This is a genomic window from Acetobacter sp. ESL1128 (assembly GCF_058505085.1).
Map to the genome: position 1 here is coordinate 1,829,949 of NZ_CP196369.1, position 26,446 is coordinate 1,856,394.

Genomic DNA, 26,446 nt, shown 5'->3' on the forward strand with positions numbered 1-26,446 from the left:
ATCTTAGCCCTCCGCCACATCAAGACCCATGGAGCGGGCAGAACCCACCAGCATGCGTACAGCGCCATCAATGTCGTTTGCGTTCATGTCCTGCTGCTTCTGGGCAGCAATTTCACGCAGCTGATCCATGGTCACCTTACCCACGGAACCGCCCTTACCAACTGTCTGGCTGCCTTTGGAAATCTTGGCGGCCTTGAGCAGGAAGTAGGTGTTCGGGGGGGTCTTGGTGATGAAGCTGAACGTACGGTCAGCATAGGCAGTGATCACCACAGGAATCGGCATGCCAGGTTCAAGGCCCTGGGTCTTGGCATTAAATGCCTTGCAGAATTCCATGATATTCAGACCGCGCTGACCCAGAGCCGGACCAACCGGCGGCGAAGGGTTTGCTTTACCAGCGGGAATCTGAAGCTTGATGTAGCCAACAACTTTTTTGGCCATATCCGGGACTCCTCAAAAATGTACCCGGACCGCGGTTCTTAACGATTCCAGCCTGCACACAAGGTGTTGGCAGAAACCTCCCGCGTTCCGATCAGGAAAGGCGCGCTTACCTGTGCGCAGCATGACTGTCAAGAGGGGCACGTGCTTTTGTGCTGCCACTCAGGTCCGTGCTGGCAGGGTCACGCACGGTTGTAATGCCGCCCGCAGCCGGTGCCTGACGCAGATTGCTGTACTGCAAGGGCTTGAAGGGCATGAGCACACTTTCACCCGTAGGCAGTTGGCCACGGGACCACCCGCCACCCAAAGCGCGAATCAGCTCCACGCGGGCATCAATGGCGCGCGTGGAGGTCTGCACCAGTGCGATCCGGGCATTCAGGGCCGCAACCTGTGCCACCACGACATCCAGATAATTGGTAAGCCCCCCCGTGTACAGCGCCATGGTCATGCCCTGTGTGCGCAATGCGGCATCTACTGCGTTAGACTGCTGCCCTACCTGCACCTTGAGCCTGTTGACCCGGGTCAGCCCGTCCTCAACCTCCTTGAAGGCATCCAGCACCGTGCTGCGGTACAGATCCTCCTTCTCGCGGTACTGCGACCAGCTGCGTTGCAGGTCCGCACGCCGCAACCCACCCTGAAAGAGCGGAAGAAGTGCCTGCGCACCAAACTGGTACATGGAATTGGAGAGCGATGCGAGGTCGAACCCGTTATCCATAAACCCGGTCGTGGCGTTAAAGGTCACATGCGGGTAGAACGCTGCGCGGGACACGCCTATGGCCCTGTTGGCCTGTGCCATGCGCCGCTCTGCCGCAGCAATATCGGGCCGCCTTTCCAGCAGTGTTGATGGCAGAGCAACCGGCAGCGGGCCTTGTGCAAAGTTCAGTGTATCCACCGGCGCAATGTGGAAGGAGGCCGGGGCCTGGTTAACCAGTGCCGCAATGGCATGCTCCATAACGTCACGCTGGGTGCGGATGTCGGTTTCCTGCGCCTGCGTGGCATAAAGCTGTGCCTGAGCGCGGGAGACATCCATACCCGGCGCAATGGCCCCTGCCAGACGCATATTGGTAATCTGCACCGCTGTTTTGTAGTAGCGGATGGAATCCCGGTAAACCGCGTCCTGCGCATCCAGCCCACGCAGCACAACGTAATCGCTGGCAAGCTCGGCCTGCAAACTCAGCCTTGCTGCGGCATAGTCTGCCGCGCGCTCCTGCACGTTCTGCTTGGCCATACGTGTTTTGTTACGAATGGCGGACCAGAAATCCGGCTCCCACGTTGCAGAACCCGAATACTGCTCGGAGGACATATACATGGGCCCGGTGGAGCCAGCCCCACGCCACAGCCGATGGTCCGACCCTTTGTATTTTGCCCCGCCAGCCATACCGCCGATTTGTGGGTAGAGCTTGGATTTGGCCTCCATGGCCAGATCCCGCGCCTGAAGAAAAGCCTCCGCCTGCGCCTGAAGATCGGGGTTAAGGCGCATGGCCTGTTCCTCCAGATCATTCAGTACGGGGTCTCCCAGCACAGTCCACCAGTTGGGGTTTAATGTTGTATCCGCCCCACCTGCGGGCTGCATAACGCCACCACCCTGCCAGTTGTCGGGGTAGATAAACCTGGCAGGCTTGTAGCGTGGTGCCATGTCGCACCCTGCCAGAACGGACAGGAGGCAGCTCCCCAGCATAAAGCGTGCGGCAAAAACCCGGCTACCCTGCGCCCTGCCCTTCATTGACGCCCCCCGGATTCCGGCATGGGCCGGTTATCTTCGGGCATGGCGCGGGTATCGTTCTTGCCTGCGCCCGCAGCCTTTGCCGGGGGGGCTGGGGGAATATTGTAACCGGGAGTGCCTTTAACAATCCGTACCAGCTGCCCGTCCAGCAGGCCGGCGGATGGGTTATTGATGACCCTGTCGCTCTTTTTAACCCCACGCTGCACTTCCACCGTTGTACCCAGATCACGCCCAAGGGCTACGTTGACCAGATGCACGTGGTTGCTGTCATCCACCAGCGCGACCTGCGTTCCTTCCTGCCGGAACACAATGGCGCCTTCAGGCAGAATAAGCTGGTCCGGGTCAGCCGGAGCACGGAAGGTGGCCGTGGCATAGGAATTAGGCCACAGCTCGCCACTCTTGTTATCCAACACCAGTTCGGTCGTAACCGTGCGGGTATTGGGGTTAAAGGCGCTTGCGGTTGCCAGATAACGCGCCTTGAACGTGCGCTCGGGGTATTGCGGCACAATCAGATCGGCCTGCAGGCGGGGTGAGATAATATCCGCGTAGTCCTGCGGCACAGCTACAAACACACGCATGGCGTGCACGTCCGCAACGCTGAACAGTTCCGTGGCATTCCCGCGGGAATCCACATCGCCCCGTCCCGCGTTAACGTAATCCCCCACATCGGCCATACGGGATGTGACAATGCCATCAAACGGAGCCACGATCTTTTTAAACGCTTCAAGGGCGGCGTAGCGTTCCACATCATGCTGGGCGGCTTCGACCTGCGCCTTCTGGGCCTCGGCATTGGCAGCCTGCACGTCCACCTCCTGCTGGGAGACAGCCTGCGTGCCCTGCAACGCCTTCCAGCGTCGTGCGGTAATCTGGGCCAGCTTGTAGCGGGCCAGTGCCACGTTGTAGTTGGCTTTGGCTGCGGCGTACTGGGCGTCCAGCCCCGGTGTGTCAATTTCAGCCAGCACGTCCCCTGCTTTTACGCGCGCGCCAAAATCCTTGTACCACATTTTGACGTAGCCCGAGACCTGAGCGTAAATCGGGGCCTGATACCATGCCGCAATATTGGCAGGCAGCGAGAGCTCGCGCTCATCGGGGGCGTGCTGCGGGTAAATGACCTGCACAACGGGCACCGCATCATGGGCTGTTTCCTGCGCCAGTTGCACATAGGCCGAATGCCTTTGCACAAGCCCCATGATAACCAGAAAGCCTGCCACGCCAGCGACAATAGCAAACCCCATTTTTCTTTTACGGGCAGCTGCCGCAGCTTTTACCTTGGCGTCCACGCCACCCGTATTGTCGTGTTCCGGGGTCATACGCCAGCTTCCTCTTCTTTTGTCGTCGGCACTTCTTTTTTGTTGTGCAACATTGCAAACACGCAGGGAACAAACAGCAACGTAGCCACCGTTGCCACCAGCAGCCCCCCCATGACCGCCTTGCCCAAAGGCGCATTCTGCGAGTTGCTCAAAGACATGGGCAACATGCCAATAATCATGGCGGAAGCCGTCATCATAACCGGGCGAATACGCTCAAAGCCTGCCTCAAGTGCTGCCAGAATGGCATCTCCATGCTCATCCAGCCGCTCACGCGCAAAGGCCACAACCAGAATGGCGTTGGCCGTGGCCGTGCCCATGCACATGATCGCACCCGTAAGCGCTGGAACAGACAGGGTTGTATGTGTGAGGAACAGGCTCCACGAAATACCCGCCAACGCGCCGGGCAACGCCGTGATGATAATGAACGGGTCCAGCCAGGACTGAAAGTTGACCACAATCAGCAGGTAAACAAGCAGAACAGACATAGCCAGCCCGGCCAGAAGCTGCACATACGCACTGTTCATGGTCACGGCCTGCCCGCGCACGGTCAGCGATGCGCCGCGCGGCAGGTCGGGCCGGAGTTCATCCACAATCCGCTCCACCTCGCGCGAGACGGTGCCCAGATCGATCCCCTCGTTTGAGGCATAGATATCGAACACGGGCATGATGTTGTAGTGCGCAACCTCGGCCGGGGTCCCGACCTGCTCAATCTGGCTCAGCCCGCCCAGAATCTGCGGGGTCTGCCCGCTGGGATTACCGTCCCCCTTATCAATCGGGGTGATCTCCAGATCATTCATGGTCTGGAGGAAGGAGGCCGGGGTCTGGATGTCGATCAGATGCGAGACGCCAGTCTTGGTATCCAGCCAGTAAACCTGCCCGACCTGCGAACTGCCCGAGAGCGAAACCAGCACGTTGTCAGCCACGTCCGCCTCGCGGATACCCGTGCCCAGCGCGTACATGCGGCGTGCATTCACGCGCAGGGTTGGTGTGGTCATGGGCTGCTGCACTGAAATATCGGTCAGCCCGGTTACATGCCGCAGCCGTTCTGCAATGCGGTTGGCAAAGCGGAAGTTGGCTGGCAGGTCACGCCCGACCACCTGCACATCAATCGGGGATGGCAGGCCGAAGTTCAGGATCTTGGCTGTCAGGTCGCCCGGCAGGAAGGAGAACTGGGTCCCGGGGAATTTTTCATTCAGGTTGCGGCGCAGCAGGCGGCGGTATTCCGCAACAGGGGCGGCTTCATCCTTGAGCGAAATGGTAATGTCGCAATCCTGCGTACCCACGGTGGGGGTTGGAATATAGGCCATGTTGAGCGGGCTGAACGCCAGACCGCAGTTATTGACAATTCCTTCCACCTGCCCGGGCAGCGTGCGCTCGACCTCCGTATCCACCAGCTGGGAAATCTTGCCGGCTTCCTCCAGCCGCGTGCCAATGGGTGCACGCATATGCAGGGCGATAACATCCGAATTGACCTCGGGGAAAAAGTTCTGCCCGACAAAGAACAGCAACCCCAGAGACCCGAACGAGCACAGCACGAATACCGGAATAAACGTCCCCCGCACCTCGATCAGATACGTGAGCAGGGCGTGGTAGCGGTGGCGAAAAGTCTCAAACCCACGCTCAAAGGAACGCTGGAAACGGCCAAAAACCGTTTTGGGCTCCTGCGGACCGTGCGCATGGGCGGCCACCTGTGCGGCCAGCATGTACTTGGCCATGGTTGGCACCAGCGTGCGCGAGAGAATGAACGATGCCAGCATGGCAAAAATAATGGCTTCGGCCATGGGCATGAACAGCCAGCCAGCAACACCGGTCAACTGGAACAGCGGCATCCACACAATGCAGATACACAGCGTGGAAACAAAGGTTGGAATAACAATCTGGTTGGCCGCGTCCACAATGGCGGTTTCCAGATCCTTTTCCATTTCCAGATGTGCATCAATGTTTTCGATCATGACCGTGGCATCATCCACCAGAATACCAACGGCCAGCGCCAGCCCGCCCAAAGTCATGACATTGATGGTCTGCCCGGCCCAGCCCAGCCCGATGATCGAGCACAGCATGGCCAGCGGAATGGAGGTGGCAATAATAACCGTAGAACGCCACGACCCAAGGAACAGCAGCACGACAAGCCCGGTCAGGAAGGCGGCGGTTATCATTTCGCGCACCACGTCCTCCACGGACTCCTTAACAAAGGTCGAGGCGTCATTGAGCACGCGGATGCTCACACCCGGCGGGAGGGTCTGCACAATGCCGGGCAGCAGTTTTTTAATGCCTGCCACCACGTCCAGTGTTGAGGCATCCCCGCTCTTCATGACCACGATCAGCACACCCTGCTGGCCCTTGACCAGCACAAGGTTGGTCTGCGGTGGACCACCCTGATGCACCCATGCCACGTCGCGCAGGCGGACCACGGCGTGCCCGACCTGCTTGATGGGAATATCGTTCAGTTCATCCAGCTCCCGCGGGGCGGCATTGGTCTGCACCATCCAGTCAAACGGACCAATACGCTGGTCCCCCGCAGGCAGCACAATGTTCTGGCTGTTCAGTGCGCGGGAGACATCCACCGGGGAAAGACTGTGTGCCAGCAGCTTGACCGGGTCCAGATCGACCATGACGTTACCCGGCTTACCCCCATACGGGTTGGGAATGGCCGCCCCTGCAACCGACACCAGCGCAGGCCGGATAAGGTTGGAGGACATGTCATAAATCTCGGACGCCGTCATGGACGTGGATGCGACCTGCAACGTAATGACCGGCACGGAGGATGCGTCATACGCCAGAACAAGTGGCGGCGTGGAGCCGGTAGGCATCTGCTTGATCACGGTCTGGGAGACAGAGGTGATCTGGGTTTGAGCAACGGATGTGTTTGTACCGGGCTGGAAAAAGATCTTAACAATCCCGCGCCCGTAATAGGACTGGCTTTCAATGTGTTCGATATTATTCACGGTCGCGGTAAGTGCGCGCTCGTAATAATAGACCACACGGCCAGACATATCCTCGGGCATCAGCCCTGTATATTGCCAGATAACGGCCACAACAGGGATGCGGATACTCGGGAAAACGTCCGTCGGGGTTGAGAAAATACCCTTAATTCCAAAAACAAGAATCAGGATGGACAGCACAACAAAAGTGTACGGTTTTTTGAGTGCTATAAGAACAATCTGGTTCATTCACCTGACCCTTGGCTGAAAACGGGTCCGGTCATCATTCTGGAAATGGTCGTCATTTTGCCAGTAGATACCCGCACATCCTTCTCCCGCTTGTGACATTATCTTTACAAACCATTGCTCTAGCCCAGTGCCGGGACCGGAAAAGCAATGCTGAAGCATGTACCCCTGCCATTGGGGCCGCTCTCTATCTTAACGTTTGCGTCATGCAGATGCGCAATGGCGCAAACAAGGCTCAACCCCAGACCGCTGCCGGGCACATGCCGGCTCTTGTCCGAGCGATAGAAGCGGGACAACACATTCTGTCTTTCCTCAGGGGCAATGCCCGTGCCCGTATCGGTCACGATCAGCAGGACCGCATCATCCTTTTGTTGCACATCCAGCACAATACTACCGCCTTCAGGAGTAAATTTGATAGCATTATCAACCAGATTAGCGAGCAGTTCGATCAGAAGATGCCGATCCCCCCATACTGGCCCCTCATCCGCCGAGGGCAGAGCCTGTAGTTTTTTATCTTCCATTTCGGCAATGGGTTCGTAAAGGTCGAACACATCATCCATCAACTCACGCAGCCTTACCTGCGCAAAACCGGCCATGCGGCGGCTGTTCTCTATCTCGGCAATCCTGAGCAGGGCGGTAATAATACCAAGGCATTGATCAAGGTCATCCACCGCGCGACCTATGGCGGCTTCAAGCTGCTCCGGATCGCGCTCGCCCGACTGGGCACGCTCAAGCTTTGCCCGCACGCGGGAGAGCGGGGTGCGCAGGTCATGGGCAATATCATTACCCACCGCACGCATGCCGTCCATCAGATGTTCCAGCCGGTCGAGCATGCGGTTCACGCTCCCCGCCAGCCGCTCCAGATCATCCCGCTCACGGTTGGCGGGCAGACGTTCATGAATATCGCCCGCCATAATCCGGTCTATGGCCTCGTGCATTTCCTTCACGCGGGAGAGGGCACGATGGCTGAGTGCCACCCCAAGGAACAGCGCGAACAAAAACGTGGGCACCGCCGCCACCAGCATGGCATGGCGGAGCATGAACTTCTGCTCCGCCAGCAGATGAAAACTGCGCCCCAGCACCAGAATGGTGTGGTCTGGCAAGGTCACCGCCAGCAGGCGCAGGGGGTAAGCGGCCCCTTCCTCGGGGTAAATCTCGATATTATGGGGCTTACCATCTGCCTTGAGCCCACGGGGCCAGGTATGCAGGTCACCCGCAATTAACGCATGCCCGGCGTCAAACAGCCCGGCACTGTTGATGATCAGGCGCAGGTCATCCGTTGCGCGGCGGCGGATAACATATTCCAGATGCTCGGGCGACATCTGAGCCAGCAGTTCCGCCTCCCCCTGTAGCAGTTCGGTGGAGCGGCGGGATTCCACCGCCTCCATCTGGGCGTAAACCAGCCCGAACTGCATGAGCATGACACCAGCCATAGCCGCCAGCGCCATAAGGGTGATCCGGAATGTGGCTGTCCGAAAAACCTCAGTCAGAAACACGCAACTGGAACCCCGTACCACGAATGCTCTGGATAAGCGGTTCCTCGCCCGGAGCATCAACCTTCCGGCGTAGCTTGCCTATATGCACATCAACCAGGTTGGTGCGCGGGATAAAACGGTACTGCCAGACATCCTCCAGCAGCATGGAGCGCGTCAGCACCTGTCCGGGCCGGCGCATAAGGTATTCGAGCAGCCGGAATTCACGCGGGAGCAGGTCAATCTCGCGGCCATCCCGCCAGACGCGGCGTTCGATCAGGTCCATTTCCAGCGGGCCGGTGCGCAGCTTGGTGTTGCGCGTATCATCAGGCCGCCGCAGCAGCGCTTCAATCCGTGCAACAAGCTCTTCCATGGCAAAAGGCTTGGTCAGGTAGTCATCCCCCCCAGCCTTAAGGCCCGTGACCCGGTCATCCACAGCAGACAGGGCAGACAGGACCAGCACAGGCACGCGAATCCCCTGCTGGCGCATGGCTTCTATAACAGAAAGCCCATCACACCCGGGCAAAAGCCGGTCCACCACCATCACATCGGCCTCGCCTTTTACGGCTGCATCCAGCCCAGCGTTGCCTGTTTCCTCATGATGGACGTTAAAGCCGCGCCCTGTGAGTTCCCCTACAATTTCCTCGGCAATCCTGCCGTCATCCTCGATAAGGAGAACCGTCCGCCCTTCCAGAAAAGGGGGTAGTGTATCATCTTCAGACATACCTGCCCTCTTGCTCGTGTTCTACCCTGTTGCAGTGCTACCCTTGATATGGCCACTAAATTCAATTTCAGACTCTTCGCCTTCGTCCTCACTTGCAACCGGGTTATCAAGCTCCTTGAGCTTGCGGGTAACCACTCTGGTGCGCCGTCTGGCCTCCTCGATTGAGAACGACATAGCCTGCGCATTCCGCGCCAGCTTGTCCAGCACTCCGTCCATTTTCAGCATTTCCTGCCGGGTTGCACCCAGCAGGCGGGCAATGCTTTCCGTCCGTTCTTCCAAGGCCAGAGTCACGTAGCCCAGATGAATGGTACGCAGCATGGCAGGCATAAGGGCTGGCCCCATGACCATAACCCGGTACTGCCGCCCGACATCATCTATCAAACCCGGAATACGGGCCACTTCCGTGTAAAGCCCATCAGTTGGCAGATAAAGCACAGCGAATTCAACAGTTGCGGGAGGCTGAATGTATTTCGTGGCAATTTTGCGGGCTTCCACCCGCACAGTGTTCTCCAAAGACTTGCGGGCGGCCTTTTCCCCCACCACATCGCCCTCTTCTGCCGCGTTGAGCAGTTTTTCGTACGCTTCGGTCGGGAACTTGCTGTCCACCGGCATAAGGGGGGGTGTCTGGGTTTTGACCGGCATGCGAATGGCGAACTCCACCACATCATTCCCCGGTCCCAGCCGCACATTGCTCTCATACGTGCCCGGCGGCAGCACATCATCCAGAATGGCGCGCAACTGGGCCTCCCCCCAGCCACCACGGGTTTTGACATTACTGAACAGCCGTTTGAGGTCACTGATCTGGGCGGTCATGGCGCGGACCTCGCCCATAGCCTTCTGCATGGCGGCAAACTGTTCCAGCACCCGCTGGAACGATGTGTGCATCTGCCGCTCCACCGCCTCGTGCAGTTGCTCGGTTACCGCGTGGCGGATAGCCGCCAGCTGCTGGGCAGAGGTTTCCGCCATGTTGCGCAGGGCCTCGGCCTGTGCGGCCCGTGCCTCCGCCTGCTCACGCCCCAGACCGCCGGAAAGGTTACCAAGCTGCTCGGCCAGTTCGGCACGCATGCGCTCCAACCGTTCGCCAAAAGCCCGTTCCATTTCGGCCATGGCGGTTCTTTGCGCGGAGGAATCAGCGCGGGCGGCGGCGGCCTCGCGCTCCATCATAACGTAAAGCCGCGCCAGCAAGTCGCTATCCGCACTTTTTGCTGGAGGCTTGCGCAGCGCAAAAGCCAGCACCACCCCCAGCAAAAGAGCCGTGACCGCCACACAGACAAGAACAATTACAGAACCCATACCCTGTTTTGTCTGATGTCTGCCCCAAGAGCAAGCACCCTTGCTCACTGTTTTTGAACAAAAAACACGTCTATCAGGCAACACCTCTCATGCCGCAGACGTAATGACAGGCGTGGTGTGGTAATGATACTACCCTTGCCCACGGTGCCTTGTTCACCAACACAACAAAAAGTCCAGGAATGGAGAGCACAGCTTGAGCACGGCACAACGCATTCGGGGTATTCTGGCAGGATCAGCCGGAAACCTGCTCGAATATTTTGACTGGTATGTTTATTCTTCCTTCACCATCTACTTCGCCCATGCGTTTTTTCCACACGGCAACCCAACGGCGGAACTGCTGAATGCGGCAGCGGTGTTTGCCGTTGGCTTTTTTATGCGCCCCATTGGCGGGTGGCTGCTGGGCATGGCGGCAGACCGGTACGGGCGGCGCAAGGCGCTCACCTTTTCTGTTCTGGCCATGTGCTTTGGCTCGCTGGCCATAGCCCTGTGCCCCACATACGAGCAGATAGGGGTTGTGGCCCCGGTCATTCTTGTGCTCGCACGTCTGGTGCAGGGCTTGAGCCTTGGGGGGGAATATGGCGCTTCGGCCACCTATCTGGCCGAAGTTTCCACCCCGCAGCACCGGGGGTTCTGGTCTGGGTTTTTGTATGTCACGCTGGTTATGGGGCAACTGCTGGCCCTGTGCGTGCTGCTGATCATGCAATACGTGTTTTTAACACCGCAGCAGATTGCAAGCTGGGGCTGGCGCATTCCCTTCCTGATCGGGGCATGTGGTGCCGTTCTGGTGTTCTGGCTCCGCCGCCAGATGGTGGAGAGCGAAAGCTTTGAGAACACAAGCAACAAGCAGGCCAAAGGGGGCGTACGCGTTATGCTGGCCCACTGGCCATCGGTGTTGCGGGTCTGCGGGCTAACCCTTGGCGGAACGGTCGCTTTTTACACCTACACCATTTACATGCAGAAATACCTTGCCAACTCCCTTGGTTTTTCCAAGGAAACGGCCACCCTTATCTCTGCTGCCAGCCTGTTTGTATTTGCGGCCATGCAGCCCGCTTTTGGCGCGGTATCCGACCGGATCGGGCGTAAACCCCTGCTCCTGTTTTTTGGCATTGGGGCAAGCCTTGGCACTGTGCCGCTGCTTAGTGCCCTCTCCCACGCCACATCGGGCTGGGTTGCATTCGGGCTGATTGTTGCCGCGCTGTTCACGGCATCGGGGTACACGTCCATTAACGCCATTGTTAAGGCCGAGCTTTTCCCCACCCGCGTACGGGCCTTGGGAGTAGCACTCCCCTATGCGCTGACCGTATCCATTTTTGGCGGCACAACCGAATATATTGCCTTGTGGTGCAAGCATGTAGGCCATGAAGGCTGGTTTGCCTGGTATGTTTCCGCCTGTGCGCTGGTCACGCTTGCAACCGCGTTAACCCTGCAAAAAACCAGTACAATGCCGGAAAACACGCCCTGACCCCCATACAGGCATTATTCAACAAAAGGACAGGGAAGAGCCTTTAATTTGCCACAAGCGGATCGATATTTAAGGGAGAACAAAAAATACGGAGCAGCCTGACACCCTGCTCCAGGGAGGCACGTTTGATGCGCCGCATGACACAATTTCTGATGGCCCTGCCCGTTATTGCGGGCCTTGGTCTGGCAGCTCTGCCTAGCGCACAGGCCCAACCCGGGCGCTGGGGTGGCGGTGGCCCCGGCTGGGGCGGTCGGGGCGGACCCGGCTGGGGGCACCACCACCGGGGCGATGGCGGCGCAATTGCCGGCGCGCTTATTGGTGGGCTGGCCGTTGGTGCCCTTGCTGGTGCAGCCATGAGCGGCGGCCCCGGCGGCTATGCCTATGGTTACAGCTATGGCCCGCCCCCTCCGCCGCCCCCACCACCACCACGCGCCTATATGGTGCCGGTTGCTCCCATGGGGCCACCTCCGGGTTATTACTACGCTGTTCCCGGTGGCTATTACCCGGGCTGGTAAAGCCCGGCCCGGCAGGGTGGGTGCGCAAACCTGCGCACCAAAAACTGCAACAACGTGCTCAGGCAGCGCCACCCAGTGCCTGCGCCTGAGCCAGCACCGCATCCACATGGCCGCTGACTTTGACCTTGGGCCAGATGTAAGCAATGTCGCCTTTGGCATCGATCAGGAACGTTGCGCGCTCTATGCCCATATAGGTCCGGCCATACATGGATTTTTCCACCCATACGCCGTAAGCCTCGGTCACATGCCCATCTTCATCTGACGCCAGAGGAAAGGTCAGGTTGTATTTGGCCGCGAATGAGTCCAGCTTTTTAACCGGATCGCGCGAGACACCAATAACGCTCAGCCCGGCCTGTTCAAAAGCCTGTAGGGCTTCGTTAAACCCGCAGGCTTCCTTTGTGCAGCCGGGCGTGTCTGCCTTGGGGTAAAAATAGAGCACAAACGGCTGCCCCTTGAGCGCCGCACTTTCCACCGTGCGTCCACCACTTGCCGCCATGCTGAACGCCGGGGCTTTGTCCCCTACCTTGAGCACCTGACTATTTTCCATAACCGTAAACTCCTTACATACCTTGTGCTGGGATAACCCGCATTTAGTCCTCTGGCCGTTCGGCTGGTGCCATGGAGGCAACGGGGCCGACCAGCCTTTCAAAACAGTTCCGCACATCGCGCGCCAGCAGGTTGGTCCGCTCCATTAGCTCGGGCAGGGTGCGGGCCTTCATGTTCCTGAGCAGAATATTCAGGGCTGCGGGCACCATATCCGTTTCCAGCTCCCGTGGGGGTACGGGGCCACACAGCAAACGCAGCAGGGCCTGCAAACGCCGCCAGAAAAAATCCGCCTGCCTGAGCAGTTTTGCATCTGCCGCACTCAGCACCCCACACCGTTCAAGCCGCCCCAGCGCCAGCCGGGTGGACGGGCTACGGGCCATGGGGTCGGCTGCAACAAGCTGGAAAATCTGCGCAATGAACTCCACTTCCATAAGTCCACCGGCCCGGCGCTTGATGTCCCATATGGAACTGGCGGGCAGGTCACGGGCCAGACGTTCACGCATGGTGCGGGCATCCTCCAGCAAGGAGGCGCGTTTAGGGGGGATGGCACGAATACTGCCATCCAGCACCCGCTCCAGATCCTGCGTTAACGCGCGCCGCAGGGCTTGCGGGGCCGCCACAATGCGCGCGCGCGTCAGGGCCATACATTCCCACGTCCAGGCGGCTTCCGTATGGTAGCGCAGGAACGCCGTGCGCGGGACAGCAACCGGCCCCGCAGCACCCGATGGGCGCAGGCGCATATCCACTGCATAAAGCGGTCCTTCCGGCCCCGGTGCAGTCAGTGCCGCAATAAAGGCGTGGGCCAGACGGGTATAATACTGCCCCACAGCAACGCTCCGGGGGCGGGAGAAGGCGAGTTCCTGCCCGGCATTGCGGCTTTTGGCCGCGACCTGGCTGGTCTGAATCTCCTCCGGGTGGTCAAACACCATCAACAGGTCAAGGTCGGAGCCGGGCATCATCTCCCGCGAGCCAGCCTTACCCATGGCTATAACCGCCATGCCCCCACCGGGCACACGGCCATAGCGGCGCACATGGTCACGCTCCACAGCCTGTTTGATCACGGTCATGATCGTATCGGCCAGCAGGGTGCGTTCACGCTCGGCGTCGTCCTCGCTCATCCGCCCTTCCAGCAGCGCAACGGACAGGCGGAACTCCTCGCCCCGCAGCAACGGGCGCAGGGTGGTCAGTAGTTCCTCCACATCGGCAACTTCCCCGGCCAGTGTTTTCAGGCGCGCCACCACGTTGCGTCCTTCCTCCGGTTCGGGGGCCAGCAGCCCTTCCAGCGCAGAGGGCTTGTCCGCCAGATGGTCAGCCAGAAAGGCCGAAGCATCAAAAATGCTGGCAATGCGGTTGATCAGCTCCGGATTACGCTCAAAAAGCGAGAGCAGCTGCACCCCGGCGTGCTGGCGCGCCAGCAGAGCATCAAACCTGCGCAGGCAGGCTAGCGGGTTACCGCGCTGGCCAAAATTGGCCAGCAGGGCGGGGAGCAGCGCACGCAGCAGGGCATGTGCCCGCTCCGAGCGCAGGGCACGCAGGCCATTGCCACTCCACCGGCCCAGAACCTGTGCCGCTTCCACTAGTTGGGATTGAGGAAAACCATATTTTTCCAGCAGTTCCGCCACCTGCCCTTCTTCTGGGCCGGGCATGAGCACACTGCCTGCTTCCATACCGTTCTGTGCAGGCTGGATAATAAAGTGCCGCTCAAAAATCCGCCTTGCCTCACGCATACGCGGGAGCATGTCCAGCGCCAGAGCCTCCCCATCGGGGTAGTTCATGAAAATGGCGAAGGCATCAAACCCTTCCACCGTCTCTGGCAGGCTGTGGGTCTGGTGGTCGGCGCGCATTTGCAGGCGATGTTCCGCATCGCGCAAAAAACGGTAGGTGCGGGCCAGCACTTCGGCCTCGGTCCGGGGCAGTCTGCCCGAACCCACCAGTTTTTTAAGCGCGCCAAATGTGGTTTTGTCCCGCAGCCCGGGCTCGCGCCCCCCCCAGACCAGCTGCATGGCCTGCGCAATAAATTCAATTTCGCGTATGCCGCCCTGCCCCAGCTTGAGGTTATGGCCCAGAAGCCACGCCCGGCTGGCAGCGGGGTCCGCCAGAACAGAATCGGGGAGTTGCGCCAGATCCGTCCGCCCTGCCTTGCGGTAACGGTCTATGCGGGCCTTCATGTCATGGATGTCATCAATCAGGGCGAAGTCTAGGTGCTTGCGCCAGATAAATGGCCTGATAGCCGCCAGAAAGCGCCGCCCCAGCGTAAGGTCGCCCGCCACTGCGCGCGCCTTGATCATGGCCGCACGCTCCCATGTCTGGCCCAGGCTCTCGTAATACAGCGTGGCAGCCTGTACGGTTACAGCCGGTGGAGTAGAGGATGGGTCTGGCCTGAGCCGCAAATCGGTACGAAAAACGTAGCCATTCGCATCGCGCGCTTCCATCAGACTAACAAGATCGTTAGTCATACGCACAAATACACGTCGCACCGCGTCTGACTGAGAATACGTTGTGGGGTCGTACAACACTATCAGGTCGATGTCGGATGAAAAATTCAGTTCACGCGCGCCCAGCTTGCCCATGGCCAGTACCACAAGCCCACAGCCCGAAGTGGGGTTTTCGGGGTCTGGCAGGTCAAGCTGCCCGGCCTGACTGGCATGCCACAGCATATGTTTGAGCGCGATTTCCAACGCGGTTTCAGCCAGCCGGCTGAGCGTATGCGTGACTTCCTCCAGCGACCATGCACCACCAAGGTCTGCAATAGCGCAAATAAAAGCTATACGCTTTTTGGCATGACGAAGGAACGCGGCGACATACTCTCGCCCCGATGTGGCGTCAAACTGTGCGCATGTTGCAAACGCATCGAGCACACAGCTATCCGGCCCCTTGTCCAGCAGCGCTGCAAAAGCCTGAATATCCTCCCGCGCCAGATCGGACAGGTACGGGCTGTTCCCGCCAAGGCAAAGCATCAACTCACGCGCACCGGGCAGCGCCATGACCGATGCCGCAACACCGTTCTGGCTGGCCAGTTCCAGCATGTCCTCAACAAACACTGTGGCCCTGTGCCCGTCCGCCGGAGCGGGCCAATCTGCATCCGGCCAGCTCCGCGGGCCTTGCCTGCGGGTCTGTCTTACGTCACGGAAGAGAGAATGATCTGCCTGCGTCATGATATGGCCCGTACTGTGAACCATAAAGGCTTGCTGCGTTGACTTCCAACGGTCAAGACACCTCCCCCCCCGCAAGAACAAAAATTCCGCGTGCGCTGGCGATTGGCGCGTGCGTTCTGGTGGCCTCCCCCTTTGTGGGGCTCGGGGCGTTGCTGGGTGCCATGGCATTTGGCCCGCTTGATATTACGCCGGTGGTGCGGCCTTTTCTGCCCATCACAATTATCAAGGGGGAACGCGCGCACCCGCCAGCAGTCAGCCTGCGTCTGGGCCATGCCGAACTCCGCTGGAATGGCCTGCGTGAAGGCATGGGTGTGCCCATAACCGTTGTGCTTGAGGGCCTGAGCTTTATTGCGCCCGGCAACGCCCACCCGAACACCGTGCGCGAAGCAGACGTCACGCTGGACCCGCTGGCCCTGCTGCACGGCAGCATAAGGCTGCGCACCATCAACATCAAAGGGGTGCGCCTTGCCCTGCGCCGCGCCCATAACGGCAGCGTGGAGTTTGACCTTGATCTGCCCTCTACCCCATCCTCCCATCAGGACAACACGCTGGAAACCTACGGGCTGGAACACGCACGTATAGAAGATGCCACCATAAGCATGGATGACCAGCTCACCGGCACGCACTGGCTGGCATCCGATATTGGTGTGGACCTGCGCCTGCATACCATAGGGCACGCCACAGGGGTTACCGGGGCTGTCAAACTGAGCATAGCGCCGCAAAGCGACCCCGGTACCAGACTGGTCCTGAACGCACACGGTGCACCGGCCGACAATGGCAGGCAGATTGCATGGCACCTGAGCACAAACACACTCAACCCCGCCACATTTGCCCCCCTGCGCCCCGAACTGGCCAAAATAGACCTGCCCATAAGCCTTACGGCAGATACGTATTTTACCTCTGCGCCAAAAACACCGTGGATGGTGCCCAATGCGCTGGAACTGACAACCTCCATAGGCTCCGGCCATGTGGAGGCAGGCGGCACACGCTATGAGGTGGACCACGGTACGGCTGGTATGTCTGTGCTGCTCAACCAGACCAAAGCGCAGTCCGTACCCGCCCAGATTACCCTGCCCTCCGTGCATCTGCTCTTGCGCAACCCCAGTGCACCAGATGATGCCGCACGCGCCCTGAGCGTGAACCTGAGTGGCTTCCTCAACACATCGGACCTGATGCAGCCCAAAGGCATAGAGTCCAGACTGAGTGCAACCATTCCCCATGTCTCGTTTGAGGATCTGACCTATTACTGGCCCAGCCTTGCTGCCAAGGGTGGCAAAAAATGGGTGACCGAGAACATAACCACCGGCACGGCCACCAACCTTGTGACCACAGCCGAACTGGGCAGCAGCCAGGGCTGGAACGGCCTGAAGCTGACCGGCATACAGGGGGGCATTGATGCAACGGGCCTGACCGTTCACTGGCTGCGCCCCATTACGCCCCTGCAAGGGCTGGATGCCCGGCTGGATATTGTAAGCCCGGACAAGCTGAGCATTCACTTCGACCACGGCTACCAGCTTGTGGACCGGACCGGCAAAAACGTGGGCCAGAACGGCACAGGCCGGATTGAAGCCGGGCCGGGCAGCATGGACATTGTGGGCCTGACCAAAAAAGACCAGACCGGCATTATAGAAACCGACCTGCACGGCCCTTTGCAGGATGTGATTGCCCTGCTGGCCGAACCACGGCTGCACCTGCTCTCACGCCATCCGCTCAGCCTGACCCGCCCGCGCGGCACGGCCAACCTGCATCTGGGCCTGAGCCTGCCGCTGATCAGCCGCGTAACCATTAACGACATGACCATCCAGAGCCATGCCGATGTCACGCATGCTTCCATTGGCAATGTTGTTGCCGGGCGCGATGTAGCCAACGCCCGCTTTGGGCTGGACGTGACCACGGACGGGCTTGCCCTTGCCGGGCACGGGATTATTGGCGGCCTGCCCTCCGACCTGACATACGACATGGACTTCCGCTCCCTTCCGCCAGATGCGGTCGCGGAAAAAGCCCACCTGACCTCGCGCATAACGCCCGACACGGCTCTGGCGGCAGGCATTGCCACGGGGGATCACTTTGCTGGCAGCGCGGACCTTGCCGTGGATTACCAGCAACTGGCCAGCCACATAGGCACTGTTGGCCTTGATCTGGACCTTGGGCGCGCGGATATTCGCATTCCCATGTGGCACAAAACAGCGGGGCAGGCTGCACATGCCTCCGCCACGCTGGATCTGGACGGGGGGCAGATTACCAATGTGGACCACCTGCAGGCATCTGGTCCGGATATGAACGTCGTTGGCAAGGCGCAAATACGGCCCGGCCATGCACCGGAACTGATTATTTCGTCCTTCAGGATCGCGCGTTCCAATGGCCACGCCAAACTGGTACTGCCCCAGAACCAGTCCGGTAACATGGTCCATGTTGGCGTTTATGCAGACACGCTCGACCTCTCCCCGCTCATGAGCCGGGATGAGCACGAACCGAGCACGCCCGAGACCAGAAAGCCCGCCAACTACCATGTGCCAGAAGCCGCAACCGGCAAACTGCACGGCCCCCCCGGCACGGCCTGGGCCATTGACCTGACGGCAAACCAGCTCTGGTACAGCAAAACCAAGCAGCCCCTGCGCACCGTACAGGCCTATTTTGAAGATAACGGCCTGCGGCTGGAAAAAATGCGCTTTACCATGCGCGGACCAGTCCCAGCCAGCATGACACTGGTTCCCACAGGGGCCAACCGCACCCTGCACGCCCATATTCCCGATATGGGGGCGTTTCTGGCAGCTTTTGGCATTCTGCCCGACGTCAAGGGTGGGCAGGCCGTACTGGATGGTACGTTTGATGATACCGAACCCGCCGCTCCTTTCAGCGGCAAGCTGAGCGTTACTCCGTTCACGCTTAAAAAAGCACCGACCTCCCTACAGGTCGCGCGCAATATTTCACTCTACGGCTGGCTCAATGCCCAGAACGCCAATGATTTTCTGGTGACGCACTTCAATATGCCCGTGACGTTTGAAGATGGCGTGCTGGAAATCCATGATGGCACAACCGGTAATGGTGCGCTGGGGGCCACGCTGGAGGGCAAGGTCAACCTCGACCACAACAGCATAGACCTGCATGGCACCGTGGTTCCCATTTTTGCCCTGAACACCCTGCCGGGCAAACTACCGGGCATTGGCAGACTGTTCAGCCCGGAAAAAAACGGGGGGCTGCTGGCTGTAACCTTCGGGATCACGGGTAATCTGGAAGACCCGACCCTGCACATTAACCCCTATTCCATTTTCCTGCCCGGGGCACTGCGCGAGATGTTCTAACCCCCGGCAATGCCCCGCGCAGCACATGCCGTGCGGGGTAATGCTCTGGTGGCATGGCCCAGCTAGTGTGCATGCCTTTGGGATGGCAGGTCCGATGCCGCATCGCGCGAGGCAGATGTATCCACCCCGTCCCCCGTATCAGGCAGGTCTGCATCGCTTTCCTGCAAAAAAACGGGGTCCTGCACAGTCCGGTTGATAGACAGGCTGAGTGCGCCAGAATGCACCAGATCACGCAGGGAGGTATCTTCATCCTCCATGCCGGTATCCACTCCATTGCCGCTGACTTCGCCAACCGCATGCAGCACCTGCCCGTTATGGGGGCGGACTTTTTCATGCAGCCAGTGGCGGGTGTGGGAGACAACGCTGGACGCATCCGCCGCCATGCAGGGCTGCATGTGGGTCAGGGTAATGGTTTCGGTTGTAACAACCGCCTGGGCTTGTGCCTGCGCTTGCGGCGTATGCCCGGCGGTATCGTCTGTTGCAAACACGGTGCCGGAGGGCACCACAACCAGCGTTTGCGGCTGCTGGGCCGCCTGCGCCGTTATGCAGACCGTGGTTGGCCCATCCACCGCCTGAGCCTGCGCTGCGTCATGCGTCCACCCCAAGGCTGCGCATAGCGCAAACAGTAATGCGGTGCGGCCATAGGTTGCGTTGTGCATTCCATCCCTTTCCTGCCTTTATCACCAATGGCCACGCATGGTGTGCACTATGGGTGTGCTGGTGCCTCCTGCTGCAAACCGGGGGGTATGACAAACAGGCTATCGGGCTGCGCAACACGCTGCACACTGAGTGCGCGCACCGTTATCTGCCCACCCTGCGCGACCTGAAGCAGCAACCCGTCTGCCGTGTAGCAGGCATCCGTCGGGTGGCCATCCGTATCTTTCGTGCGCCATATTGTGCACTGCTCACCCGCCACAACGGAACTCCCCAATCGTGCATAGGAGCCGACCATTGCGGGTTGGCCGGGGGGAGTAAGCTGCTGTGTGCCCGGCACAGGCATGATGCTGTCTTTTTTACGCCCGAGGTCCACAACACTCAGAGTTCTGTCACGCCATGAGGTGATCATGAACACGGAGGATTTATCCGGGTCCAGCCGCTGGCGCAGGGTCGCAACCTGCCAGCGCATACGCTGGCGGGTGCTGACATCCCCCTGAGGGGAGGCAAGCTCGTATTCCACATCCACATCCACGGAGGGGGTAATGGCCGGGGCTTCCGCTGGCGGATCACCCGCCGTGGTGGCCTGCGCGGGCGCGGCATCCTGCGCTGTACCAGCCTGCTGCGCATAGGCAGGCATACCCGCCAGAGCCAGCCCAAAAGCCGCAACGGCAAATGCGCTACGCGACACCATACTGCACCGTGTGACCATTACCGGTTTTCTCCCTCAGGGTTAGGGCTGGTTGCGGGCAGGCTGGTTGCAGGGCCAACGCCTGTTACGGGGGGCTCGGTCTGGGCTGCATCGGAATGCGGAGAATGAGGTGTGACTTCCAAAAAGCCCTGTGGCGGTTCAAAGGCGCTGACCGGCACAATATCGTAAGACACCTTCATGGCACGCAGGCTGCCATTCAGCCCATCAACGTCCACACCATCCTGCTGGAGTATGAACCCGTCATCCGTAACGCAGGTTGATGCCTTGCCCTGAGCAGAAACCGCCTGCCATGTGGTACAGGGCTGGCCTGCCACCACATCGCTCCCGGTTTTGGTGAACTGCATGGACATGTCGAGCAGGAACGGGTTGCGTATGCCCTCCTGCTGCACAAGCCGGGTATAGATGCGACGGTCGTTGATAATAACCAGCACCTCCTGCGCAGCACGGTTGATAATCACCGCACCACGGCTGGCCTCCCCTTCCATGCTGGTCATGTAGTTGATCCGCATCAGCCCGCCATCACCCGAATACAGCACCTGCACATGGCGGCTTGCCACGGGTGTATCGGCTTTGGCTCCGGCCTTGAGGTCCTGCTCGGTTGGGCGGGGCTGAAACACATAGTCGATCACCGCATCGCGCCCCGGTGTCAGGCGCGGGTGGTCTGTGGCCTGCTGGGCATGCAGGGGAGGAGTAACAATGGCAGACATGGCCAAAACGCCAACGGCGTACAGGCCGGGCACACGCAGGCTGCGTTTGCAGGCCGGTAAAAATCTGTCTGTCACCAAATCCATCTCCATTTTTTTGCGGCCTGCACTCTCTGGGCGTGCGGTTGCCGCAACCAGCTTGTAAGGTTGTGGCAGCGTTACATGCTGCGTATTTCGGCTTCCAGCATATCGGGTGCCAGCGTATCGGACCAGCAGGGCTGCATGCATACGGCACGCTCAAGCTGCTCTTTGTACTCTGCCGCAGGGATTTCCACCCCACCAAAACGGGCCAGATGCTCCGTGCCGAACTGTGTATCCAGCAGAATAAAACCGTTCAGGCGCATACGGGCAACCAGATGGACAAGAGCAACCTTGGAGGCATCCGTAACCCGGCTGAACATGCTCTCGCCAAAAAACACGCCTCCCAGTGCAACCCCATACAGCCCACCCACCAGTTCCCCTTCCATGCGGCATTCCACACTATGGCCAAAGCCCATGGTGTGAAGCGCACAGAACAACTGGTAAATGCGGCTGTTGATCCATGTGCTTTCCCGCCCCGCGGCAGGGGCCGCACACCCGCGCATGACGGCGGGAAAATCCCGATCCACGCTGACCTCAAAACGGCCGGACAGAACCGTACGGCGCAAACGCCGGGGAACATGAAAACCCTCCAGCGGCAAAATGCCGCGCGGGTCCGGGTCATACCAGCTTAAGGTCGGGTCATCCTCCCCCTCTGCCATGGGGAACAGCCCAACTGCGTAGGCCCCCAGCATCAGTTCAGGGGTCAGACCATCAGACATGCCGGATATGCTCCCATGTTTTTCCACCACCGCCCCCATCCGGGCAACCGGCTTTTCCCGCACTCGTTATCAGGCATAGGGTGGCTTGCGGTATAATGCACCCGCAGCATTATGCTAGCGTGCCCACCAGAATAAACACATCCCTGCCCGGCCCACCATGCTGCACTATGGAGATTTTTGTGACCTCTCACCCCCCGCGCCTGATCCGCTCCACCCGCCTGCTGGACGCAGTGGAAGAGCGTATCCACTCCGAGTTTGACGCCCCACCCGCACCCGAGCATGCGCTCAGCACCGCCGAGCTGCTGGAACTGGCCCACGCCTACCAGCCCTTCGCCGTGCTGGTGACACATACAGCCCCCCTTAAAGGAGCGGATGTCGCGGCTCTGCCAGAAAGCGTTAAACTTGTGGCAACAGTCAGTGTCGGGCTGGACCATCTGGATGTTCCCGCTTTGCTGGCACGCAATATTGCCGTCTCCAACACCCCCGATGTGCTGACCGACTGCAACGCCGATCTGGCGATCATGCTCATTCTGGCCGCCAGCCGCAGGGCTGCGGAGTATTACACACTCATGAAAGCCGGATGGGGCCACGCACTGGGTATGGGGGAAATGCTGGGCCACCGCGTTACGGGCAAGCGGCTGGGCATTGTGGGCATGGGCCGCATTGGGCAGGCCGTTGCCAAGCGCGCCCGCGGGTTCGACATGTCCATCCTCTACCACAACCGGCGGCGGCTGGACGCAGCGGAGGAAGCAGGGGCAACCTACTTTGAAACACTTGAGGACATGCTACCCCACTGCGACATTCTAAGCCTGCACATGCCCGGCTCCACAACAGCCCCCCCACTGATAAACGCGCGCACACTTGGGCTGCTGCCGCGCGGGAGTGTGCTGGTCAATGCTGCCCGTGGCTCCCTGATTGATGAAGATGCACTGATTGCCGCCTTGCGGTCCGGCCAGCTTTTTGCTGCCGGGCTGGATGTGTTCCAGAATGAACCCAACCCGAACCCGGCCCTGCTGGCCCTGCCCAACCTGTTCATGACCCCCCATGTCGGCAGTGCTACGGTAGAAACCCGGACCGCCATGGGCATGCTTGCACTTGATAATGTCCGCGCCATGGTGGAAGGCAAGCCTCTGCCTTCCGGCGTGAGCGCATAAAACGGCAGGGATAAGGAGAAACAGCCCCATGACCATGCGACTCTTCTGCGTTCTTGCTATGGGTATTTGTGCCGCGCTCTGGTACCCGGCTTTTCATTATCAGGGCACGTTACAGGTTCTGGGGATCAGCTTTCTGGCCATGGCTGTAATCGCGACCTTTATAGAAGACTCCGAACAGCGGGTACCGGCTAAAAAATAGCCCCATAAAAAAGCAGGACCGCATATTGCGGCCCTGCTTTTGTGACTGCCAGTGCTCTGGGCACAGGGTTAGAGCTTTTCGCGCCCTTCAAGGTTGTCACGCAGGGCAAGGGCGGTATCCCGCACCACGGGGCCGTGCTCGCGCTCCAGCCTGCGGATGGTAAAGTGCGCACGGGCAAGGGCCCGGTAATGGTTAAAAAACGCTGTATTCAGCGATGCACCACACAGCGCCCCGGCCACAGGCATAAGCTGGACAGAAATTTTTTGCCCAAGCGCTAAGCCGTAATGCGAGGCCACTTCGGCAATCAGCATCACAACCGGGCGGCCACGCAGCACTGCGCGGGCGGAAAAATAACCCAGTTCGCTCTCTTCCCCGTTCCGCCGATTGGGAAAGGCCTTGAGCGCGAACACCTCCAGACAGGCGCGCCGGGCATCCGGGTCGCTCATGTCTTCGCCTTCCTCGCGGGCAATACGGGCAATTTCACGCATGATTGTCAGGGTCGTAAACCCGATATCGGGCGCCAGACCAGCCAGCCCGGCAAAACCACCAACAGCCCCCGATACAGCCACAGCCGCCTGAAGGCTGGATGTACGCCAGCGCGAGTCTTCCATCGCGGTGTCTGCCGGGCCTTTCATGCCCAGTACGGCTACGTCAAATGCACGGGTAATGGCGGTTTCGGCCAGCCCGCGCAGTTTCTGTTCCATGTTTGGGGCCATACCCAGACCACGCATGCCCAGACGCGCGGCATGGCCAACAGCACCCCCCATAAGGTCCGCCAGACGCACCAGAACGCCACGCCCGGATTCAACCGCGATCAGGGCTGTTTCCAACTCGCCCAGGTCGCGGCCGCTCAGGGCTAGCGGAGTCAGGGCGTTGCCTGCTGTTTCCTTCATGCTCGTACGTGCCTTTCCTGTCTGCTACCTGCCTCATTTACAGCAAATGCGACAATCGGCGCTGCCAGAGCGCCGTATGCTCTTTATTGTGGCCAATCATAACAGGCTGATCGCATGAAAAACAGATGACCTGTTACAACGTGCCCCCTGTGCCCACGCAAACAGCGTTGTAAGCGTGGCTTTAAGCCCTTACACAACGCATGAAGAATCTGGCTTAACGCCGCGCCGCTTTTAAGGAGCTTTCCTCATGGCTGGTCTTTTCCGTCTTTTCCATTCCCGTGCCAGCGCCTCCCGTCCTGCCCGTCTTCTGGGCCGTCTGGGGTGTGCTGCTTCCGTGCTGGCTCTGGCCGCATGCGCCACACCGGAACAGAAAACATACGATATGGCTCTGGCAGATGCCCGCACGGACCCAAGCCTGTGCCAGTCCATCCGTTACTACCCACTTCTGGCACAAGCATGGCAGAAAGCCCACATGGGTGGAGATGCAGACATGCAGGATGCCTCTGCCCCACCAGTGGGCAGCCTGCCTCACCTCAAGGTTACGGCCTCGACCGCAGTCCCGGATGTAAGCTTTCCACCCTATTCCCAGCGGGCCTGCCGCATGACTGTACAGGCTGGCGACCATGCGCCCGAAACCGGGTTCATGACCGTGGCCTACTTCATGCACAACGGCAAAGTGGATACTTCGCTGGTCAAATGGAACTCCGATACCGAAGTTTCGAAGTATTATGACGAACTCAAGGCCAAGATCAGTAGCGGTGTGGATATGAACAACCCCACGCTCAAGGCCTGCATGACGCACTACCCTGCCCTGCAGGTCAACAGCAACGACCCTGCCATGCAGCAGGCAGCCGTGGGCCTGCGCGCCCTGCTGATCCGCCACTGCCTTGCAGACCATGCAGCCCTGAAAAACCTGTATTCGGACATGTATTTCATTCACCGCTAGGCCTTGCGGCCCACGCCATACCCACCATGCCGGCACAGCCCTTGCATTGAGGCCCAAAAACCTCATCCTGCACGGAGCAGGCCCCTAGCTTACAGGATAACAGACCCCATGAAGTACCAGTCCATCGCCCCCGACTTTGCCGTAGCAGGCCAGATTACCCCCAGCGATATTCCCGCAATCAAGGATGCCGGGTTCAAAACCGTTATCTGCAACCGCCCCGATGGTGAAGAAGCAGGCCAGCCCACGGCTGAAACCATTGGCGAGGCCGTACGCGCGGCGGGGCTGACCTTTATTGCCATCCCCATGGCTGCGGGCGTGCCCCCCACCTCTGACGTGGTGATTGAAACGCAGGAAGTGCTGAACACGCTGCCGGGGCCGTATTTTGCTTACTGTCGCTCGGGCAACCGCGCTGCACAGGCTTGGATGCAGGCCACACAGGGCTAACCCCTGCTGCCACTGCGCACAAAATAACAAAGGCCGCCCGGTTGGGCGGCCTTTGTCACAATAATTTGATAGCGGTGAAAACAGACCCGTTTCAGCCCGGTTCCTGCCACCCTCCCATCTGGCACAGAACCTGCCAGTGCTCTGCCGAAACCGGGCAGACAGACAGGCGGGACTGACGAACCAGCGCCAGCTCCTCCAGCCCCGGCTCGGCCTTGATCCGCGCAAGCGTGACCGGCTCTGGCATGGGGCCTACCGCCTGAACATCCACACACACCCAGGCTCCGCTTTCGGCCGTGGGGTCCGGGTAGGCGGCACGCACCACTTCCACCACCCCCACAATCGCGCGTTGCACGTTGGAATGATAAAAAAAGGCCCTGTCCCCCACCTGCATGGCGGCAAGGTTCTTTTTGGCCTGATGATTCCGAACTCCGGTCCATGGCTCTACATGATTTGCAACCTGCTCGTCCCAGCTGAACGCGTCAGGCTCGCTCTTTACCAGCCAGAATGCCATGTTATTCCGCCAGTTGCCCATCGCGGAAAACCGTACGCAGCGGGCGCACGATTACGCTCTCAAACAGGTCCACCTTGGCGTAGGGGTCGGCGGCGGCAAAGCCTTCTGCGCTGGCACGGTCTTCGGCTTCAAGCAGGATCAGGCTACCGCAGGGTTTGCCGTCTGAATCAAGCTGTGGGCCACCAAACTGGATGGCTGCCTTGTTAAGCTCCAGAAAAGCCAGATGCTGGGCGCGGGTGGCCATGCGCAGGTCCAGCGAGCCGGGGCGATCCGTACAGATAATGGCAAACAACATGGCTCATTTTCCTTCTGTTGTGTCTTACGG

The 26,446-nt window shown here is 59.8% G+C and carries 23 protein-coding genes; 7 read left to right on the forward strand and 16 right to left on the reverse strand.

Annotated elements, in window-relative coordinates; translation table 11 throughout:
- Nucleotides 1–3: 3 nt before the first annotated feature.
- The 7 genes from rplK to ACSYTG_RS08520 all read right to left on the reverse strand — a co-directional run bounded on the left by rplK (nt 4) and on the right by ACSYTG_RS08520 (nt 10,124).
- On the reverse strand, nt 4–438 hold the full coding sequence (gene rplK, locus ACSYTG_RS08490) for a 50S ribosomal protein L11 (protein ID WP_489782903.1): 435 nt from the start codon (nt 436–438) through the stop codon (nt 4–6).
- A 106-nt stretch (nt 439–544) separates the two neighbouring features.
- Entirely contained in the window at nt 545–2,113 is a 1,569-nt protein-coding gene (locus ACSYTG_RS08495) for an efflux transporter outer membrane subunit (RefSeq protein WP_354856871.1), read from the reverse strand.
- Nucleotides 2,114–2,154: 41 nt separating this feature from the next.
- Nucleotides 2,155–3,468 (reverse strand): efflux RND transporter periplasmic adaptor subunit, encoded by a 1,314-nt coding sequence (locus ACSYTG_RS08500; RefSeq protein ID WP_095348980.1) that lies wholly within the window; start codon nt 3,466–3,468, stop codon nt 2,155–2,157.
- Nucleotides 3,465–6,638: an efflux RND transporter permease subunit gene (locus tag ACSYTG_RS08505; protein ID WP_086647118.1), complete on the reverse strand. Its 3,174-nt coding sequence runs from the start codon at nt 6,636–6,638 to the stop codon at nt 3,465–3,467. The genes ACSYTG_RS08500 and ACSYTG_RS08505 overlap by 4 nt, the downstream gene beginning before the upstream one ends.
- A gap of 119 nt (nt 6,639–6,757) precedes the next feature.
- Complete coding sequence (locus ACSYTG_RS08510; protein WP_095348981.1) at nt 6,758–8,131, reverse strand: sensor histidine kinase; 1,374 nt, start codon at nt 8,129–8,131, stop codon at nt 6,758–6,760.
- On the reverse strand, nt 8,118–8,831 hold the full coding sequence (locus tag ACSYTG_RS08515; RefSeq protein WP_086647116.1) for a response regulator transcription factor: 714 nt from the start codon (nt 8,829–8,831) through the stop codon (nt 8,118–8,120). The genes ACSYTG_RS08510 and ACSYTG_RS08515 overlap by 14 nt, the downstream gene beginning before the upstream one ends.
- Nucleotides 8,832–8,852: 21 nt before the next feature.
- The gene (locus tag ACSYTG_RS08520; protein ID WP_165925041.1) at nt 8,853–10,124 is read right to left on the reverse strand and encodes a DNA recombination protein RmuC; all 1,272 of its coding nucleotides are present in this window, start codon (nt 10,122–10,124) and stop codon (nt 8,853–8,855) included.
- A 193-nt stretch (nt 10,125–10,317) separates the two neighbouring features.
- Here ACSYTG_RS08520 and ACSYTG_RS08525 point away from each other — a divergent pair, with 193 nt between their 5' ends.
- Entirely contained in the window at nt 10,318–11,586 is a 1,269-nt protein-coding gene (locus tag ACSYTG_RS08525) for an MFS transporter (protein WP_489782904.1), read from the forward strand.
- A gap of 137 nt (nt 11,587–11,723) precedes the next feature.
- Nucleotides 11,724–12,101 (forward strand): hypothetical protein, encoded by a 378-nt coding sequence (locus tag ACSYTG_RS08530; protein ID WP_242005679.1) that lies wholly within the window; start codon nt 11,724–11,726, stop codon nt 12,099–12,101.
- Nucleotides 12,102–12,159: 58 nt separating this feature from the next.
- On the opposite strand, the gene bcp is transcribed toward ACSYTG_RS08530, so the two are convergent.
- Both bcp and ACSYTG_RS08540 read right to left on the reverse strand, forming a co-directional pair.
- Entirely contained in the window at nt 12,160–12,648 is a 489-nt protein-coding gene (gene bcp / locus ACSYTG_RS08535; RefSeq protein ID WP_415424776.1) for a thioredoxin-dependent thiol peroxidase, read from the reverse strand.
- A gap of 43 nt (nt 12,649–12,691) precedes the next feature.
- Nucleotides 12,692–15,802 carry a bifunctional [glutamine synthetase] adenylyltransferase/[glutamine synthetase]-adenylyl-L-tyrosine phosphorylase gene (locus tag ACSYTG_RS08540; RefSeq protein WP_086645403.1) on the reverse strand — a complete coding sequence of 1,037 codons (3,111 nt, stop codon included), beginning with the start codon at nt 15,800–15,802 and terminating at the stop codon, nt 12,692–12,694.
- A gap of 38 nt (nt 15,803–15,840) precedes the next feature.
- Here ACSYTG_RS08540 and ACSYTG_RS08545 point away from each other — a divergent pair, with 38 nt between their 5' ends.
- Complete coding sequence (locus ACSYTG_RS08545) at nt 15,841–19,104, forward strand: AsmA-like C-terminal region-containing protein (RefSeq protein WP_489782905.1); 3,264 nt, start codon at nt 15,841–15,843, stop codon at nt 19,102–19,104.
- Nucleotides 19,105–19,166: 62 nt separating this feature from the next.
- Here the strand turns inward: ACSYTG_RS08545 and ACSYTG_RS08550 are convergent, their stop codons facing one another.
- The 4 genes from ACSYTG_RS08550 to aat all read right to left on the reverse strand — a co-directional run bounded on the left by ACSYTG_RS08550 (nt 19,167) and on the right by aat (nt 21,974).
- The gene (locus ACSYTG_RS08550; protein WP_489782906.1) at nt 19,167–19,763 is read right to left on the reverse strand and encodes a hypothetical protein; all 597 of its coding nucleotides are present in this window, start codon (nt 19,761–19,763) and stop codon (nt 19,167–19,169) included.
- Between the two features lie 47 nt (nt 19,764–19,810).
- On the reverse strand, nt 19,811–20,452 hold the full coding sequence (locus tag ACSYTG_RS08555) for an invasion associated locus B family protein (protein WP_408744315.1): 642 nt from the start codon (nt 20,450–20,452) through the stop codon (nt 19,811–19,813).
- 17 nt (nt 20,453–20,469) lie between these two features.
- On the reverse strand, nt 20,470–21,252 hold the full coding sequence (locus tag ACSYTG_RS08560; RefSeq protein ID WP_489782907.1) for a DUF4412 domain-containing protein: 783 nt from the start codon (nt 21,250–21,252) through the stop codon (nt 20,470–20,472).
- Between the two features lie 80 nt (nt 21,253–21,332).
- On the reverse strand, nt 21,333–21,974 hold the full coding sequence (gene aat, locus ACSYTG_RS08565; RefSeq protein ID WP_086645400.1) for a leucyl/phenylalanyl-tRNA--protein transferase: 642 nt from the start codon (nt 21,972–21,974) through the stop codon (nt 21,333–21,335).
- Nucleotides 21,975–22,141: 167 nt separating this feature from the next.
- Between aat and ACSYTG_RS08570 the strand changes: the two genes are divergently transcribed.
- Nucleotides 22,142–23,128 (forward strand): 2-hydroxyacid dehydrogenase, encoded by a 987-nt coding sequence (locus ACSYTG_RS08570; RefSeq protein ID WP_489782970.1) that lies wholly within the window; start codon nt 22,142–22,144, stop codon nt 23,126–23,128.
- A gap of 28 nt (nt 23,129–23,156) precedes the next feature.
- Nucleotides 23,157–23,327, forward strand: a complete 171-nt coding sequence (locus tag ACSYTG_RS08575) for a hypothetical protein (RefSeq protein WP_158093022.1) — start codon at nt 23,157–23,159, stop codon at nt 23,325–23,327.
- A 68-nt stretch (nt 23,328–23,395) separates the two neighbouring features.
- Here ACSYTG_RS08575 and ACSYTG_RS08580 read toward each other — a convergent pair whose 3' ends face one another.
- Nucleotides 23,396–24,220 (reverse strand): EcsC family protein, encoded by an 825-nt coding sequence (locus ACSYTG_RS08580; RefSeq protein WP_095349167.1) that lies wholly within the window; start codon nt 24,218–24,220, stop codon nt 23,396–23,398.
- Nucleotides 24,221–24,467: 247 nt separating this feature from the next.
- Here ACSYTG_RS08580 and ACSYTG_RS08585 point away from each other — a divergent pair, with 247 nt between their 5' ends.
- On the forward strand, nt 24,468–25,166 hold the full coding sequence (locus tag ACSYTG_RS08585; protein ID WP_489782908.1) for a hypothetical protein: 699 nt from the start codon (nt 24,468–24,470) through the stop codon (nt 25,164–25,166).
- A 108-nt stretch (nt 25,167–25,274) separates the two neighbouring features.
- The gene (locus tag ACSYTG_RS08590) at nt 25,275–25,610 is read left to right on the forward strand and encodes a protein tyrosine phosphatase family protein (RefSeq protein WP_086645360.1); all 336 of its coding nucleotides are present in this window, start codon (nt 25,275–25,277) and stop codon (nt 25,608–25,610) included.
- A 91-nt stretch (nt 25,611–25,701) separates the two neighbouring features.
- Here ACSYTG_RS08590 and ACSYTG_RS08595 read toward each other — a convergent pair whose 3' ends face one another.
- Nucleotides 25,702–26,121, reverse strand: a complete 420-nt coding sequence (locus ACSYTG_RS08595) for an EVE domain-containing protein (protein ID WP_086645359.1) — start codon at nt 26,119–26,121, stop codon at nt 25,702–25,704.
- Between the two features lies 1 nt (nt 26,122).
- Entirely contained in the window at nt 26,123–26,416 is a 294-nt protein-coding gene (locus ACSYTG_RS08600) for a YciI family protein (protein ID WP_086645358.1), read from the reverse strand.
- Nucleotides 26,417–26,446 lie beyond the last annotated feature (30 nt).